Annotated in this window: 3 protein-coding genes; 2 read left to right on the forward strand and 1 reads right to left on the reverse strand. The window is 64.4% G+C overall.

What is annotated here, in order from left to right; translation table 11 throughout:
* Positions 1-59 precede the first annotated feature (59 nt).
* Together ACYAS9_RS12245 and ACYAS9_RS12250 are read left to right on the forward strand one after the other, a co-directional pair.
* Positions 60-16,844 (forward strand): DUF4347 domain-containing protein, encoded by a 16,785-nt coding sequence (locus ACYAS9_RS12245; RefSeq protein WP_463568559.1) that lies wholly within the window; start codon positions 60-62, stop codon positions 16,842-16,844.
* A 50-nt stretch (positions 16,845-16,894) separates the two neighbouring features.
* Entirely contained in the window at positions 16,895-18,370 is a 1,476-nt protein-coding gene (locus ACYAS9_RS12250) for a TolC family protein (RefSeq protein WP_463568560.1), read from the forward strand.
* A 123-nt stretch (positions 18,371-18,493) separates the two neighbouring features.
* On the opposite strand, the gene ACYAS9_RS12255 is transcribed toward ACYAS9_RS12250, so the two are convergent.
* The gene (locus ACYAS9_RS12255; RefSeq protein ID WP_463568561.1) at positions 18,494-19,402 is read right to left on the reverse strand and encodes a LysR family transcriptional regulator; all 909 of its coding nucleotides are present in this window, start codon (positions 19,400-19,402) and stop codon (positions 18,494-18,496) included.
* Positions 19,403-19,434 lie beyond the last annotated feature (32 nt).

Raw genomic sequence — 19,434 nt, forward strand, 5'->3', positions numbered from 1 at the left:
CACTTTTTTTGAGCGCATCGCCGGCGTTGGCGATGCGCAGGCACACCTGGAGGTGCAACATGAAATTCATCGAACGATTCTCGCGTAAGTCCGTCCCGCAGCCGCATTCCGTCGAGCCCGATGCTGCGCCGCTGCTGATGGCCCTCGAGCCGCGAATCATGTTCGATGCGTCCGTGGCCGTGGTCGCCCAGGAGGCCACTCAGGCCACCGCCGAGCCCGCCAGGGACAGCACCTCCGCAGACAACACCAGTCAGGCCGCAGCCAGCATCGATACGCGGGCCAGCACCAACGACAGCGCGCAGCGCCAGGAAGTGGTGTTCGTCGACAGCCAGGTGGGCAATGTCGCCGAACTGCTCGCCGGCCTGTCGGCCAATGCCGAGGTCGTTGTGCTCGACCCGAGCAAGGACGGCCTGCAGCAGATGGCCGACTACCTCAAGGGGCGCGAGAACCTGGACGCCGTTCACCTGTTGTCCCATGGCGCGCAGAGCACGGTGCAGGTGGGCAATGTCTGGCTGGCAGAAAGTAACCTGGCCGAGCATCGGGCGGCACTGGAAAGCATCGGTGCCGCGCTCAAGGCCGACGGCGACCTGATGCTCTACGGCTGCCGGGTCGGCGACGGTAACCAGGGCCAGTCGTTCATCGACGATCTGGCGAGTATCACCGGCGCCGACGTGGCGGCTTCTTCGGACGATACCGGGTCGGCAGCGCTGGGCGGCAACTGGACGCTGGAACGCAGCAGTGGCCAGGTCGAGACCGCAACACTGAGCGGAGATGGCTATGAAAGCCTTCTGGCCAATGCATGGAGTATCGGTACGGCGCCGCTAGGCACAACCATCGCTGCGGCCGGCCGTACCGTGGTCGGCGATTTCGACAGTGACGGTGACACCGACATTCTTTACCAGACTGGCGGTGCCAGCTCTGTCTGGGCGTATGCGCAGAGCGATGGCGACGGCACCTTCACCCAGCTCTCGATCGCAAACTCGCCTTTTGCCGGGGTACCGCTGGGTAACCACGGGGGCAACTTCTTCGTGGCCGATTTTGACGGGGATGGTGATGTTGATGTGCTGATAGGCGCGGCCACCACCACGGGTACGTTCTTGCGCAACGACAACGGCACCTTCACCAGTCAATCCAGTGCAGGTTTTCCGTCAACCACCACCGGCACACGTATGGTGGTAGGGGACTTCGACAATGATGGCGATGCCGATATTCTCTATCAGGCAGGGGCCAATGGCAGCGTATGGGGGTATGCGCGTAGCCTCGGTAATGGCAGCTTCCAGTTGCTGACCCAGGCTAATTCTCCTTTCGCCGGCGTGGCGCTGCCGAACCACTCCGGCACAAACTACTTCGTCGCCGACTTCGATGGCGATGGCGACCTTGATGTCATGGTGACTGCCACGGGTGCGACGACGACCTACCTGAGCAACAGCGCTGGCTCTTTCAGCAGTCCTGCCACATCCGGCCTGCCCACGCCTACTGCCCCCGGGCGTATGGTGGTGGGCGACTTCGACGGCGATGGCGATGCCGACATCCTCTATCAGACGGGTAGCGACAGCTCGGATTTCCAGTATGCGCGCAGCAATGGTGATGGCTCCTTCACCATACAGACTCAGGCACAGTCGCCCTTTGACGGCCTGAATCTGGTCAACAACGGTGGTACGAACTATCGCGCTGGCGACTTCGACGGCGATGGTGATGTCGACCTCTTTGCCCCGACCAACGGCAGTCAGGGCACCCTCTATCTGCAGAACGGCGCGCCGCCCGGGTTGCTGTCTTCCACACCGAGCGACAACGCCACCGGCGTGAGTCCGACCGCCAACATCGTGCTGACCTTCGACAAGTCGGTCAGCAAGGGCAGCACTGGCAATATCTATATCGTGCGGACCTCCGACAACGTGGTAGTCGAGACCATCGCGGTCAGCTCTTCACAGATCACCGGTTCCGGCACCACCTGGACCATCGATCCATCCATCACCCTGGGCTCTGGCACGGCCTACGCCATCCGTGCCGATGCCAGGACCTTCGTCGATGCCAATAACATTGTCTTCACGGGTATTCAGTACAACACCACGCTGAATTTCGTGACCTCGAGCAATGCCGCGCCCGTGATCACCGGCCTCACTGGCGATAACGTCAGCTACACCGAGGGCAGCGCGGGCGTGTTGATTGATTCGGGCGCCAACGCGACGGTCACCGATGCCGACAGCGCCAACTTCAGCGGCGGCAATGTCACCGTGTCGATCAGCAACAACGGCGTGTCCAGTCAAGACGTGCTATGGATCTCCGATCAGGGCGCCGGTGCCACGAACATAACGGTCAGCGGCAACTCCGTTTCCTACGGCAGTAACGTGATCGGCACCTTCACCGGCGGCACCTCGGGTAACCCTCTGGTGATCACCCTCACCAACGCGGCGACCCCCGCCGCGGTAAGCGCGCTGCTGCAACGCCTTGCGTACCGCAACAGCAACGACGCCGACATCGCCACACCGACGCGCACCGTGCAGGTCACGGTCAGCGATGGCGCTGGCGGTACCAGCACCGCCGCCTTGGTAAACGTTGTCATCAACGCGGTCAACGACGCCCCGACCCTGACCGCCACCGGCTCCAACCCGACCTTCACCGAGAACGGTTTGCCGGCTGTTCTGTTCAGCGGCACTGCCATCAGTACCGTCGAAGCAGGGCAGAGCATCACCGGGCTGATCGTGCAGGTCACTAACCTGGCGGACGCAAGCCTGGAAAAGCTGGTCATCGACGGCACCAGTGTCAGCCTTACCGATCTGACGTCGGTGATCACGGGCACCAACGGCCTGAATGTATCGGTTGCTTTCAGCGGTACTACCGCCACAGTGACCATCACCCATGCCGGGATCTCCACGGCGCTGGCGCAGACCATCGTCAACGGCCTGGCCTACCGTAACGACAGCGATACCCCGACGGGCGGTTCCCGTACTGCCACCCTGACCGCCGTTCGCGACAGCGGCGGCACCGCCAACGGCGGGATTGAAATCACCCCGCTGTCGATCGCCAGCGTCGTGACCCTGGTTTCGGTCAACGATGCGCCGGTCCTCACCGGCAGTGGCGGCAGCGTGACCTGGACCGAAGGCAACAACACCCCTTCGACCCCGGTGGTCATCGACAGTGGCCTGACTATCAGCGATCCAGACGGTCCGGGCATTGCCTCGGCCACCGTGCGCGTCTCGGGCAACTACAGCAACGGCCAGGATTCTCTGGCGCTGTTGTCCAATCCGGCGACCATGGGCAACATCATCGGCTCATGGGACGCCACCACCGGCACCCTGACCCTGAGCTCCGCCGGCAACCAGGCCAGTCTGGCGCAGTTCCAGTCGGCGCTGCGGTCGGTGACCTACACCAACCTGTCGGACGCGCCCTCGGTCTTGACCCGCACCGTGCAATTTCAGGCCAACGACGGCAGTCTGGACTCCTCTGCGGTCAGCCGTACCATCACCCTCACTGCCGTGGACGACTCTCCGCTGATCAGTGCGCCGGCGAGCACCCTGGTGGTCGAAGATGTCGCCTCGGTGATCAACCAGATCAGTATCAGCGACGTTGACTCCACCAGCGGCACCGTGACCCTGAGTGTCGGCTCCGGCACGCTCAGCGCCACCAGCGCCGCTGGCGTAACCGTAGGCGGTACCTCCAGCGCGCTGACGCTGACCGGCACCATCACCAGCATCAACAGCTTCATCGCCAATAACCGCCTGACCTACACCACGGCAGCCAACGCCACGGCCAACGAGACCCTGACCATCAGCGTCGACACCGCCAGCGCCAGCACTGCCAGCACCACCATGACCCTCAGCGTCAACCCGGTGAACGATGCGCCGGTGGTTACCGTGCCGGGCAGTCTCAGTGTCACCGAAGATGTGGCCGGCGCCATCACCGGCGTCAGCTTCAGTGATGTCGACGCCGGCAGCGGCAATGTGACCGCGACCTTTTCGGTGGCCAGCGGCACCCTGACTGCCACCGCTGGCAATGGCGTCGGCGTCGGCGGCGATGGCACCGGCTCCCTGACCCTGTCGGGTACGCTGGCCGATATCAATGCCCTGATCGCCGGCAACAACCTGGCCTACAAGACCGCGCAGAACGCCACCGCCAGCGTGATCCTGACGGTGACTATCAACGACAACGGCAATACCGGAGGCAGCGCGCAGACGGACACCAAGACGGTCACCATCAACGTCACTGCGGTAAACGACGCGCCGGTCAATACGGTGCCGGCCGCCCAGACCACGTCGCAGGACTTCGTTCTGGCGTTCAACGATGCCAACGGCAACGCCATTTCGGTTAATGACGTGGATGCCGGCAACAACCTCATGATCGTGACGCTTACCGCGGTCAACGGCACCGTGTCATTGTCTTCTGCCAGCGTGACCTTCATGACGGGTACCGGCCTGGATGACAGCACCCTCCGTATTCAGGGCACCCAGGCCAATCTTAATGCCGCGCTGCAAAGCCTGACGTTCAAGCCTGATAGTGGCTTCCTCGGCAGCGCCAGCCTGGTCATCGAGAGCGACGATCAGGGCTATACCGGCAGCGGCGGGACCAAAAGCGATCTCGACACCATTACCATCAGCGTGGTGCCAGCGAATCCGAGGGTCACCGGCGTTGCCGCGCAGGGCCTGGACCGTACCGTAAAGATTGGCGACGACGTGCTGGTCAACGTGGTGTTCGATCAGGCGGTCAACGTCAATCTCACCGGCGGTATCCCGAGCCTGCTGCTGGAAACCGGCCTGGTCGATCGCAGTGCGGTTTACCAGAGCGGGTCGGGCAGCAACACGCTGGTCTTCAAGTACACGGTGCAGGCCGGTGACACCAGCGCTGACCTGGACTTCCAGAGCACGACGGCGCTGCAACTCAACGGCGCGGTGCTGGCCAATGCCTCCAGCGACCTGGCGATCCTGACCCTGCCGACCGTCGGCGGTGCGAACTCTCTCGGTGGCCGCAGCAATATCGTGGTCGATGGTGTGGTACCGGTTGTGGCCAGCGTCAGCGTGCCATCCGACGGCACTTATATCGCCGGGCAGACCCTCGATTTCACGGTCAATTTCAACGAGAACATGGTGGTCGACACCAGCGGTGGCACCCCGAGCCTCGCCGTGACCCTCGACACCGGCGGTACCGTGTACGCCAATTATGTGTCCGGTTCCGGCACTAACGCTTTGGTCTTCCGCCTGACCGCCGCCAGCGGCCAGCTGGACAGCAACGGCGTCACCGTGGGCAGTTCGATCCAGCTCAACGGCAGCAGCCTGCGTGACACCGCCGGCAACGACGCCGTGGTCACCCTGAACAACGTCGCCAGCACCGCCAACGTCAATGTCGACGCCGTGGTGCCGACCGTGCTCAGCGTGGCGACGCCAGGCGATGGCACCTACAAGGCCGGCGATACACTGAGCTTCACTGTCAATGCCAGTGAAGACCTGCAGACCGGTGCGCTGGCACCTCGTCTGGTACTGGACGTGGGCGGCGCCACCCGTTACGCCACGTATGTCTCCGGCAACGGTAGCTCGGCGCTGGTGTTCGAGTACGTGGTGCAGGCGGGCGACAACGACAGCAACGGCATCGCGGTCAGCAGCCTCGACCTGAGCGGCGAGCAGTTGACCGATCTTGCCGGCAACGACCTGAACCTGACGCTGAACAGCGTGGGCAGCACCGCCGGTGTACTGGTGGACACTGCGGCGCCGAGTGCCAGCGGCATCGTTCGTGTCGGCTCAACGCCGACCAGCAGCAGTTCGGTCAGCTTCACCGTGACCTTCAACGAAGACGTCAGCGGTGTCGATGCCAGCGACTTCGGACTGTCCCTCGTCGGGACGGCCAGCGGTACGATCACCAGCGCCACCCAGGTGGACGGCCGCACCTGGACGGTCGTGGTGGACAGCCTGAGCGGTCTCGGCACGCTGGGGCTGAACCTCAACAGCAGCGGCACGAACATCGTCGATGCGGCCGGCAACGCGATTACCGGCGGCCTGACCGGCGCGACCTACACCATCGACCGCGTGGCGCCGAGCGTTACCAGCGTCGATGTGCCGGCCAACGGCACCTATGTGGCCGGGCAGAACCTCGATTTCACCGTCAACTTCAATGAAGCGGTGCAGGTGGACACCACCGGCGGCACTGCGCGCATCGGCGTGACCCTCGACACCGGCGGCACCGTTTATGCCAGCTACCTGTCCGGCGCTGGCACCACTGCGCTGGTGTTCCGCCTGACCGTTGCCAGCGGCCAGCTCGATACCGACGGTATCAGCCTTGGCAACAGCATTCAGCTTAACGGCGCGACCCTGCGCGACGCGGTCGGCAACGACATCAACACCACCCTCAATGGCCGAGGCACCACCACGGGTGTACTGGTCGACGCCATCGTGCCAGTGGTGGACTCGGTCGGCTTGCCGGCCGACGGCAGCTATAAGGCCGGCGATGTGCTCAGCTTTACCGTCAACACCAGCGAAGGCGTGGTGGTCGATACCTCCACGGGTACGCCGCGCCTGGTCCTGACCGTGGGTGGCGCGACCCGTTATGCCAGCTACGTCTCTGGCGCCGCCAATGGCGCGCTGGTGTTCCAGTACACGGTGCAGGCGGGTGACACCGCCGCTGGCGGCCTGGTGGTTGGCAACACGCTGGACCTCAATGGCGGCAGCGTGCGCGATCCGGCCGGTAACAGCCTGACGCTGAACCTCAATGGCCTGGGCAGCACTGCGGGCGTACTGATCGACACTACGGCGCCAACGGCCAGCGGCATCGTGCGTGTCGATTCGACCCCGACCAACAGCGGTGCAGTCAGCTTCACGGTGACCTTCGACGAAGACGTCAGCGGCGTGGATACTTCGGACCTGAGCCTGTCCTTTACCGGCAGCGCGTCCGGCACCATCGCCAGCGTTACCCAGGTGAATGGCCGGACCTACACCGTGCTGGTCAACGGCATCGGCGGTACTGGCAGCCTGGGCCTGAATCTGAATGCCAGCGGTACCGGCATCGTTGATGCGGCCGGCAACGCCATCACCGGCGGCCTGACCGGCGCGACCTACACCATCGACCGCGTGGCGCCGAGCGTTTCCAGCGTCGATGTACCGGCCAATGGCACCTATGTCGCCGGGCAAAACCTCGATTTCACCGTCAACTTCAATGAAACGGTGCAGGTCAATACCACAGGCGGCGTGCCGCGCCTTGCCGTGACCCTAGACACCGGCGGCACCGTGTACGCCAACTATGTGTCCGGCTCCGGCACTAACGCATTGGTTTTCCGCCTGACTACTGCCAGCGGCCAGCTGGACAGCAACGGTATCGCTCTGGGCAGTTCGATCCAGCTCAACGGCGGCACCCTGCGCGACAGCGTTGGCAACGACACCGTAGTTACCCTGAACAACGTCGCCAGCACCGCCAATGTCAATATCGACGGCATAGTGCCGACCGTGCTCAGCGTGGTCACACCGGCCGACGGCAGTTACAAGGCCGGCGACGTGCTGAGCTTCACCGTCAATGCCAGTGAAGCGTTGCAGACCGGCGCGCTGGCACCACGGCTGGTGCTCGATGTCGGCGGCGTGACCCGCTATGCCACTTATGTCTCCGGCAACGGCAGCTCTGCACTGGTGTTCCAGTATGTGGTGCAGGCCGGCGACAACGACAGCAACGGCATCGCGGTCAGCAGCCTCGACCTGAGCGGCGAGCAACTGACCGATCTTGCCGGCAACGACCTGAACCTGACGCTCAATAGCGTGGGCAACACGGCCGGTGTGCTGGTCGATACCGGGGCGCCGAGTGCCAGCGGCATCGTGCGTGTCGATTCAACCCCGACCAACAGCGGCGCGGTCAGCTTCACGGTGACCTTCGACGAAGACGTCAGCGGTGTGGATACCTCGGACCTGAGCCTGTCCTTTACCGGCAGCGCGTCCGGCACCATCGCCAGCGTTACCCAGGTGAATGGTCGAACCTACACCGTGCTGGTCAACGGCATCGGCGGTACCGGCAGCCTGGGCCTTGATCTGAATGCCAGCGGTACCGGCATTGTCGATGCGGCCGGCAACGCCATCACCGGCGGCCTGACTGGCGCGACCTACAGTATCGACCGCGTGGCGCCGAGCGTTTCCAGCGTCGATGTACCGGCCAACGGCACCTATGTCGCCGGGCAGAACCTCGATTTCACCGTCAACTTCAGCGAAGCGGTGCAGGTGAATACCACAGGCGGCGTGCCGCGCCTCGCCGTCACCCTCGATACGGGCGGTACGGTCTACGCCGACTATGTGTCCGGTTCCGGCACTAACGCTTTGGTCTTCCGCCTGACCGCTGCCAACGGCCAGCTGGACAGCAACGGCATCGCTCTGGGCAGTTCGATCCAGCTCAACGGCGGCACCCTGCGCGACAGCGTTGGCAACGACACCGTGATCACCCTGAACAACGTCGCCAGCACCGTCAACGTCAATGTCGACGGCATAGTGCCGACCGTGCTCAGCGTGGTCACACCGGCCGACGGCAGCTACAAGGCCGGCGACGTGTTGAGCTTCACCGTCAATGCCAGCGAAGCATTGCGGACCGGCGCGCTGGCACCACGACTGGTGCTCGATGTCGGTGGTGTGACCCGCTATGCCACTTATGTCTCCGGCAGCGGCAGCTCTGCACTGGTGTTCCAGTACGTGGTGCAGGCGGGCGACAACGACAGCAACGGCATCGCGGTCAGCAGCCTCGACCTGAGCGGCGAGCAACTGACCGACCTGGCTGGCAATGACCTGAACCTGACGCTGAACAGTGTGGGCAGCACCGCCGGTGTGCTGGTCGATACCGGGGCACCGAGTGCCAGCGGCATCGTCCGTGTCGATTCAACGCCGACCAACAGCGGCGCGGTCAGCTTCACGGTGACCTTCGACGAAGACGTCAGCGGCGTGGATACCTCGGACCTCAGCCTGAGCCTGACCGGCACCGCGTCCGGCACCATCGCCAGCGTTACTCAGGTGAATGGTCGAACCTACACCGTGCTGGTCAATGCCATCGCGGGTACCGGCAGCCTGGGCCTGAACCTGAATGCCAGCGGCACCGGCATCGTCGATGCGGCGGGCAATGCAATTACCGGCGGCCTGACCGGCGCAACCTACAGCATCGACCGCGTGGCACCGAACGTCACCAGCGTCGATGTACCGGCCAACGGCACCTATGTCGCCGGGCAGAACCTCGATTTCACCGTAAACTTCAATGAAGCGGTGCAGGTGAATACCACAGGCGGCACTCCGCGCCTTGCCGTGACCCTCAACACCGGCGGTACGGTCTACGCCGACTATGTGTCCGGCTCCGGCACTAACGCTTTGGTGTTCCGCCTGACCGCCGCCAGCGGTCAGGTCGACAGCGACGGCATCAGCGTCGCTACCAGCATTCAGCTCAATGGCGCCATTGTCCAGGATGCGGCGAGCAACGCGGCCAACCTGACCCTCAATGGTCTGGGCGATACCTCGGGTGTGCTGATCGATGCCGTGGTGCCGGTGGTGGACTCGGTCGACCTGCCGGCTGACGGCAGCTACAAGGCCGGTGATGTTCTCGGCTTTACCGTCAACACCAGCGAAGGCGTGGTGGTCGACACCTCGACCGGCACGCCGCGTCTGGTGCTGACCGTAGGCGGCGCGACCCGCTATGCCAGCTATGTGTCTGGCGCCGCCAGTGGCGCGCTGCTGTTCCAGTACACGGTGCAGGCGGGCGACACCGCCGCCAGTGGCCTGCTGGTCGGCAGCACGCTGGACCTTAATGGCGGCACCGTACGCGAGTCGGCCGGTAATAACCTTGAGCTGAACCTCAATGGCCTGGGCAGCGCTGCTGGCGTACTGATCGACACCACCGCACCAACGGCCAGCGGCATCGTGCGGGTCGATTCAACCCCGACCAACAGCGGCGCGGTTAGCTTTACCGTGACCTTCAGCGAGAGCGTCAGCGGCGTGGATGCCTCGGACCTCAGCCTGTCCTTGACCGGCACCGCGTCCGGCACCATCGCCAGCGTTACCCAGGTGAATGGCCGGACCTACACCGTGCTGGTCAACGGCATCGGCGGTACCGGCAGCCTGGGCCTGAATCTGAATGCCAGCGGCACCGGCATCGTCGATGCGGCGGGCAATGCAATTACCGGCGGCCTGACCGGCGCGACCTACAGCATCGACCGCGTGGCGCCGAGCGTCACCAGCGTTGATGTACCGGCCAACGGCACCTATATCGGCGGGCAAAACCTCGATTTCACCGTCAATTTCAGCGAGAACGTGGTGGTCGACACCACCGCTGGCATCCCGCGCCTCGCCGTGACCCTCGACACCGGCGGCACAGTCTTCGCCAACTATGTATCCGGCTCTGGCGGCAACGCTCTGGTGTTCCGCCTGACCGCTGCCAGCGGCCAGCTGGACAGCAACGGCATTGTGCTGGGCAGTTCGATCCAGCTCAACGGCGGCACCCTGCGCGACAGCGTTGGCAACGACACCGTGGTCACCCTGAACAACGTCGCCAGCACCGCCAATGTCAATGTGGACGGCGTGGTGCCGACCGTGCTCAGCGTGGCCACACCGGTCGACGGCAGTTACAAGGCCGGCGACGTGTTGAGCTTCACCGTCAATGCCAGTGAAGCCTTGCAGACCGGCGCGCTGCCACCACGGCTGGTGCTCGATGTCGGTGGCGTGACCCGTTACGCCACGTATGTCTCCGGCAATGGCAGCGCGGCGCTGGTGTTCCAGTACGTGGTGCAGGCCGGCGACAACGACAGCAACGGCATCGCGGTCAGCAGCCTCGACCTGCGTGGTGAAGCACTGACCGACCTGGCTGGCAATAATCTGAACCTGACGCTGAACAGCGTGGGCAACACCGCCGGTGTGCTGGTCGATACCGGGGCGCCGAGTGCCAGCGGCATCGTGCGCATTGATACCACGCCGACCAACAATGGCTCGGTCAGCTTCACGGTGACCTTCAATGAAGATGTCAGCGGTGTCGATGCCAGCGACTTCAGCCTCGCCCTCACCGGAACTGCCGGTGGCACGATCAGCACGGTCACTCAGGTCAACGGTTCGACCTGGACGGTTCGGGTGGATAACCTGAGCGGTGCCGGCAGCCTGGGCCTGAATCTCAATGCCAACGGCACCGGCATCGTCGATGCGGCGGGCAATGCGCTGACCGGCGGCCTGACCGGCGCGACCTACAGCATCGACCGTATTGTCCCGAGCGTGGTCGGCGTCGATGTGCCGGCCAACGGCAGCTATGTCGCCGGGCAGAGCCTGGATTTCACCGTCAACTTCAGCGAAGCGGTGCAGGTGGATACCACCGGCGGCATTCCACGCATCGAAGTGACTCTGGACACCGGCGGCACCGCATACGCGACCTACCTGTCCGGTGCTGGCACAAATGCGCTGGTGTTCCGCCTGACCGTTGCCAGCGGTCAGCTCGACAGCAACGGTATCAGCGTCGGCAACAGCATCCAGCTCAATGGCGCCACGCTGCGAGATGCGGCGAGCAACGCGGCCAACCTGACCCTCAACGGCCTGGGCGATACCTCGGGTGTGCGGGTCGACGCTGTGGTGCCGGTAGTGGACTCAGTCGACCTGCCGGCTGACGGCAGCTACAAGGCTGGCGATGTGCTGAGCTTTACCGTCAATACCAGCGAAGGCGTGGTGGTCGATACCGCCACCGGCACGCCGCGTCTGGTGCTGACCGTGGGTGGCGTGACCCGCTATGCCAGCTATGTCTCTGGCGCTAACAGCGGCGCGCTGGTGTTCCAGTACACCGTGCAGGCGGGCGACACCGCCGCTGGTGGCTTGTTGGTCGGCAGCACGCTGGACCTCAATGGCGGCAGCGTACGCGATCCGGCCGGCAACAATCTTGAGCTGAACCTCAATGGCCTGGGCAACGCCGGCAATATCTTGATCGACACCACGGTGCCGACTGCCAGCGCTCTGGTCGTTTCGCCAGGCAGCAGCGGTTCGGTCAGCTACACCCTGACGTTCAGCGAGAACGTCAGCGGTGTGGATATCAGCGATTTCAACCTGGTGTTCAGCGGTAACGCGGCTGGCAACATTGCCAGCGTCACCCAGGTGGACGGCCGTACCTACACCGTGCTGGTCAATGGCATCGGCGGCACCGGCAGCCTGCGCCTGGATCTGAACGCCAGTGGCACCGGCATCGCCGACGCGGCGGGCAACGCTATCAGTGGCGGTCTGACGGGTGAAAGCTTCGTCGTCGACCAGTTGGCCCCGAGTGTCACCACGGTCGATGTACCGGCGAGCGGCAGCTACAAGGCTGGCGATGTGCTGAGCTTCACCGTCAACACCAGCGAGGGCGTGGTGGTGGATACCGCCACCGGCACGCCGCGTCTGGTGTTGACCGTAGGCGGCGCGACCCGTTATGCCAGCTATGTGTCTGGCGCCGCCAGTGGCGCGCTGCTGTTCCAGTACACGGTGCAGGCGGGCGACACCGCCGCCAGTGGCCTGGTGGTCGGCAGCACGCTGGACCTCAATCGCGGCAGCGTACGCGATCCGGCCGGCAACAACCTTGAGCTGAACCTCAATGGCCTGGGCAACGTCGGCAATGTGCTGATCGACACCACGGCGCCGACGGCCAGCAATCTGCTGCGGGTCGACGCCTCGCCGAACAATGGCGGTTCGGTCAGCTACACCCTGACGTTCAGCGAGAACGTCAGCGGCGTGGATGCCTCGGACCTCAACCTGTTCTTCACCGGCACCGCGTCCGGCAGCATCGCCAGCATCACCCAGGTGGATGGCCGCACCTACACCGTGCTGGTCAATGCCATCGGCGGCACCGGCAGCCTGCGCCTGGACCTGAATGCCAGTGGCACCGGCATCGTCGACGCGGCGGGCAACGCACTTGTCGGCGGCTTGACCGGCGCCAGCTACAGCATCGACCGTGTGGTCCCGAGTGTGGTCGATGTCGATGTACCGGCGGGCGGCAGCTACAAGGCCGGTGATGTCCTCAGCTTCACCGTCAATACCAGCGAAGGCGTGGTGGTCGATACTGCCACCGGCACGCCGCGTCTGGTGCTGACAGTGGGTGGCGTGACGCGGTATGCCAGTTATGTCTCTGGCGCTAACAGCGGCGCGCTGGTGTTCCAGTACACCGTGCAGGCCGGTGATACTGCGGCTGGCGGTTTGGTGGTCGGCAGCACGCTGGACCTCAATGGCGGCAGCGTGCGCGACGCGGTCGGCAACAACCTGGAGCTGAGCCTCAATGGCCTGGGCAACGTCGGCAACATCCTGATCGACACCTCAGTGCCGACCGCCAGCAATCTGGTTGTTTCGCCAAACACCGACGGCTCGGTCAGCTACACCCTGACGTTCACTGAGAACGTCAGCGGCGTGGATGTCAGCGATTTCAATCTGGTGTTCAGCGGCACCGCCAGCGGCAGCATTGCCGGCATCACTCAGGTCGATGGCCGCACTTACACCGTGCTGGTCAATGGCATCGGCGGCACCGGCAGCCTGCGCCTGGACCTGAATACCAGTGGCACCGGCATCGTCGACGCGGCGGGCAATGCGCTTGCTGGCGGCCTGACCGGCGCCAGCTACAGCATCGACCGTGCGGCACCGAGCGTGGTCGGCGTCAATGTACCCGCCAACGGCACTTACGTCGCCGGGCAGAACCTCGACTTCACCGTCAACTTCAGTGAAGCGGTGCAGGTGAACACCACCGGCGGCGTGCCACGCATCGAAGTGACGCTGGACACCGGCGGTACCGCGTATGCAACCTACGTGTCCGGCGCTGGCACCAACGCGCTGGTGTTCCGCCTGACGGTTGCCAGCGGCCAGCTGGACGCCACCGGCATCAGCGTCGGCAACAGCATCGAGCTCAACGGCGGCACCGTCGGTGACAGCAACGGCAACAATGTCGTCACCACGCTTAACGGGCTGCCGGACACTTCACTGGTGCGGATCGACGCCGTGGTGCCCGTCGTGGACTCGGTCGTCCTGCCGGCGGGCGGCAGCTACAAGGCCGGCGATGTGCTGAGCTTTACCGTCAACACCAGCGAAGGTGTGACGGTAGATACTTCTACCGGTACACCGCGTCTGGTACTGACCGTGGGCGGTGTGACGCGGTATGCCAGCTATGTCTCCGGAGCTGCCAATGGCGCGCTGCTGTTCCAGTACGTCGTGCAGTCGGGCGACACCGCCGCTGGCGGCCTGGTGGTCGGCAGTACCCTGGACCTCAACGGCGGCAGCGTGCGCGATCCGGCCGGCAATAGCCTGGCACTCAACCTCAATGGCCTGGGCAACGCCGGCAACATCGTGATCGACAGCACGGCGCCAACGGCCAGCAGTCTGGTGCGGATCGACGCTTCGCCGAACAACGGTGGCTCGGTCAGCTACACCCTGACGTTCAGCGAGAATGTCAGCGGCGTGGATGTCAGCGATTTCAATCTGGTGTTCAGCGGCACCGCCAGCGGCAGCATTGCCGGCATCACTCAGGTCGATGGCCGCACTTACACGGTGCTGGTCAATGGCATCGGCGGCACCGGCAGCCTGCGCCTGGACCTGAATGCCAGTGGCACCGGCATCGTCGACGCGGCGGGTAATGCGCTTGCCGGCGGCCTGACCGGCGCCAGCTACAGCATCGACCGTGTAGCACCGAGCGTGACCGGCGTCAATGTGCCCGCCAATGGCACTTATGTCGCCGGACAGAACCTCGACTTCACCGTCAATTTCAGTGAAGCGGTGCAGGTGAACACCACCGGCGGCGTGCCACGCATCGAAGTGACGCTGGACACCGGCGGTACCGCGTATGCGACCTACGTGTCCGGCGCCGGCACTAACGCGCTGGTGTTCCGCCTGACGGTTGCCAGCGGCCAGCTGGACGCCACCGGCATCAGCGTCGGCAACAGCATCCAGCTCAACGGCGGCGTCGTCGGTGACAGCATCGGCAACAATGTCGCCACTGCCCTTAACGGGCTGCCAGACACTTCACTGGTGCGGATCGACGCCATTGTGCCGACCGTCACCACCGTGGGGCTGCCGGCGACAGGCGCCTACAACGCCGGCGATGTGCTGCGCTTCACCGTGAACGTCAGCGAGGCAGTCAACGTCGACACCAGCACCGGCACCCCGCGTGTCGCGTTGAACATCGGCGGCGTGACCCGCTACGCCAACTATGTGTCCGGCTCCGGCAGCAACGCGCTGGTGTTCGAGTACACCGTGCAGGCGGGCAACAACGCCGCCGGCGGCATCGGCTTGCCGGGCACCCTCGACCTCAATGGCGGCACCGTGCGCGACTCTGCCGGCAATGCGCTGAACCTGGCGCTGAATACGCCGGGCGTGGTCGGCGGTGTGGTGATCGATACCGTGGCACCGCAGGTCAGCGACATCGTGCGTGTCGACCTGAGCCCGACCAACAGCGGCTCGGTGCGCTACACCGTGACCTTCGACGAGAGCGTGTCCGGTGTCGACAGCGCCGACTTCGCCCTGGTCTTCAGCGGTTCGGCCAATGGTCGCATCGCCTCGGTGGAGCAGGTCAACGGCCGCACCTACATCATCCTCGTCGACAACCTGAGCGGCGCCGGCAACGTACGCCTGGACCTCAACAGCAGCGCAACCGGCATCGTCGACGCAGCGGGCAACGCGATCACCGGCGGCCTGGAAGGCAGCAGCTACAGCATCGATCGCGTGGCGCCAAGCGTCACTCGCGTGGATGTCCCGGCCAATGGCACCTACGTTGCCGGCCAGGCTCTGGACTTCACCGTGCGCACCAATGAAGCGGTGCTGGTGGACAACGGCGACGGCAATCCGCGACTGGCGATCAGCCTCGACAACGGCACAGTGGTTTACGCCAACTACCAGTCCGGCTCCGGCGGCACAGCCCTGGTGTTCCGCCTCAACGTCACCAGCGGCATGGCTGGCAACAGCACCTTCGCCGTGGCGCCGTCCATCGATCTCAATGGCGGCAGCATCCGCGATGCTCGCGGCAATGATGCCAATGCCGGCCTGAACAACATCGGCGACACCGGCGGCATTCTCGTCGATGCCAAGGCACCGCTGCCGACCAGCATCGTGGTGGACGGCCCGGTATCGGTGGGCGACCGCACGCTCAACTTCACCCTGACCTTCGACGAGGCCGTCAGCGGTGTCGACCTCAGCGACTTCAGCGTGACCGGGACCGGCAGTGCCAGCGGTACCGTGCAATCGGTGCAGCAGATCGATGCCACCACCTACCGCATCACCGTGGGCAACCTGAGCGGAGCGGGCGCGCTGGGCTTGAGCCTGAACGCGCTGAACAGCGGCATTCGCGACCAGGCCGGCAACGACCTGGCGAGAAGCCTCAACAGCGCGTTGCAGACCCTTCAGTCGCAGGATATCGGTGACCTCAACTACCGGCTCAACCCACCTGACACGCTCAGCACGCCGCAATCGGTGGTGGTGCAGCCGCAGGTGCCGGGCTTCGTGCCTACTGAGGCGGTGTCGCCGCTGTTCGCAGCAGGCCTGTTCGAGGTCCGCACCGTGGGCGGCAACGTGCAGCCTCTGGGCATCATCTTCCTCGGTAACGGCAGCAGCGCGCCGAGCTTCATCGCCCAGGTCTTCGGCAGCAGCGGCCTGAGCAGCCTCGGTGGCAGCCAGGGCGGCTTTGGTGGCGGGGAGGGCAGCGTGTTCGGCAGCAGCACCTTCGCCGGCATTTTCAGCCGCGCGATACCGGGCGTCAGCGAGATGAACGTATTCAACGGTGCTCAGTGGAAACAGAGCGACCTCAACCAGGGGCTGCGCGGCATGTTCGGGACACCGACCTTCGGCCAGCAACTGCAACAAATCAACGAAGCCGACCAGCGCCATGTGCGCGAGTTGGCCATGGCCCTGGCTCAGCCGGCGCAGATCGGGAAGCGGGCATGAAGCACAGCACACACTTACAAAACAAAGCCGTACCAGGGGGCGGCCCAAGGATGAATAAAAGCCAGAAATTGTTCGGTGCCAGCTTGCTGGCGCTGGCCATCAGCGGTTGTGCTGTCACCAGCCAGCCTATCGACCGCAGCGCCAGCGAGGAACGTGCGCGCACCGACCTGGTAACGATGTTCAAGGATCAGGAACCGCTCAACGGCCCGCTGACCGTGCACCAGGCCATGGCCCGTGCGGTGAAGTACAACCTCGAAGCACGCCTGAAGATCATGGAAGAGGCATTGTCCAAGCGTCAGGTCGACCTGTCGCGCTACGACATGCTGCCGCGCATGGCGCTGGCCGCCGGTTACGCCGGTCGCAACAGCGTCGGCGCTTCCAGCAGCCAGAGCATCGAGACCGGCACCCAGTCCCTCGAGCCGTCGACCTCCCAGGACCGTGACCGCGACGTCGCCGACCTGACCATGGTCTGGAACGTGCTGGACTTCGGTGTCAGCTATGTCAGCGCCAAGCAGCAGGCCGACCAGCGCCTGATCCTCGAAGAACGCCGGCGCAAGGTCATCCACACCATCACCCAGGACGTGCGTTCGGCGTACTGGCGTGCGGTGGCGGCACAACGCCTGCTGACCCAGATCGATGGCCTGATGAGCCGTATCCACCAGGCCCGCGACAACAGCCAGCGCATGGCTGCCCAGCGCGTCGGTGATCCGGTGCAGACGCTGAGTTACCAGCGTGCGCTGATCGAAGCCACCCGCCAGCTGGAAGAGCAGCGCCGCGCGCTGTCGCTGGCCAAGACCGAGCTGGCGGCGCTGATCAACCTGCCGCTCAACACCCAGTTCACCCTGGCGCCGGATGAAGGCTATGTGGTGCCCAGGTTCACCGGTGACCTCGCCAAACTGGAACAGCAGGCCCTGTCGAGCCGTCCGGAACTGCGCGAGCAGGATTACCAGGCGCGCATCAGCGCCGCCGAAACCCGCAAGGCCATGCTACGCATGCTGCCGGGCCTGGAGTTCTCGCTGGGCGGTCATTACGACAGCAACTCCTTCCTGACCACCCAGAGCTGGGCCGACTACGGGGTGAAAATCACCTGGAACCTGTTCAACGTGTTCTCGGCACCGGCCGCGATCAAGGTGGCCGAAGCGGGCGAAGATGTAGCCGCTGCCCGTCGCCAGGCGATGTCCATGGCGGTGCTGGCACAGTTGTATGTGGCCAACGCCAACTACAACGAAGCCGTGCGTCAGTTCCGCACCAGCGAAGAGCTGGCCGACCTCGACGGCCAGATCGCCGAACAGCTGCGCAACCGCTACCAGACGCAGAACATCGGTGAGCTGGAACTGATTCAGGGTGAACTGAACAACCTGCAGACCCAGCTCAAGCGCGACCTGTCGTACGCAGAACTGCGCAATGCCTACGCGCAGTTGTACGTCAGCTCCGGCAGCGACCCGCTGCCCGATTCGCTGCCGGACAACAACCTGCAGACCATCGCGGCGGCGCTGCAGACCAGCGAGGCAAACTGGAACCGTTGATCGTCCTCAAGTGCCGCACTGGCCCGCTGACACGTCCTTCAAGGACGCGCAGCGGGTGTACAAAAACGCGGTGCTGAAGGTACGCAAGGATCGGTGGGGCGCGATCAACCTTTCGCCCCGCCTTCAATCGAGCCTCTTGCAGGTATCGATCAACAGCGTTCGCAGCCACTTCTGGCCTGGGTCGTGATGCGTTCGCTCATGCCAGGCCACGGTCTTGCTGAAGCCTGGAACCTCCACCGGCGGCTCGAGCATCACCAGGCCATCGGTATGCAACGCCAGGCGTCGCGGCACCACAGCGATCAGGTCGCTGGTCAGCAGGATATCGGGAAGCACCAGAAAGCTGGTCACCGAGGTGGTCACACGGCGTGATCGGCCGATGCGCGCCAGCGCCGGGTCGGTCACGCCATGAAAGGAACCGCCGCCGGGCGATACCAGCACATGATCCAAGGCGCAGAAACGCTCCAGGGCCAGGGTTTGTGTGCCGGCATCAGGATGATCGGCACGCATCACGCAGACATAACGTTCATCGAACAGCGCCGCTGCGTGCAAGCCCGGAGCGGTGCTTTGCGGCGTAACCAGCGCCAGGTCGATATCGCCCCGGTCCAGCTGGCCTGCGAGCTGTTGAGCATCCACAGGCTGCACGGCCACCCGGATATTCGGTGCCTGAGTTCTCAAGGCGTTCAAAAATGGCACGACCACCGCACGCAGTGCGTAATCGGTAGAGGCAATCGAAACGGTCATGTCGGCGGTGGCAGGATCAAAGGCTTGAGGCCTTAGCAGGTGTTCAATGTCACTGAGCAGTTGCTTGACCGGTGCTGCCAGTTGCTCGCCACGCAGGGTCGGGACCATGCCGCGTTGGGCGCGCACGAACAGTGGATCGTCAAAGCTCTCACGCAGGCGGGTGAGCATGCCGCTCACAGCGGGCTGGGTGAGGGATAAGCGCTCGGCGGCCCGGGTAACACTGCGCTCATCCAGCAGGGCGTCGAGAGTTTTGAGCAGGTTGAAGTCGAGGTGCCTGATATCAGAATTCATGATGCTCTGGATAAAGTATGGCGATTGGCGTT

It is taken from the genome of Pseudomonas sp. HP_08, from assembly GCF_055284095.1.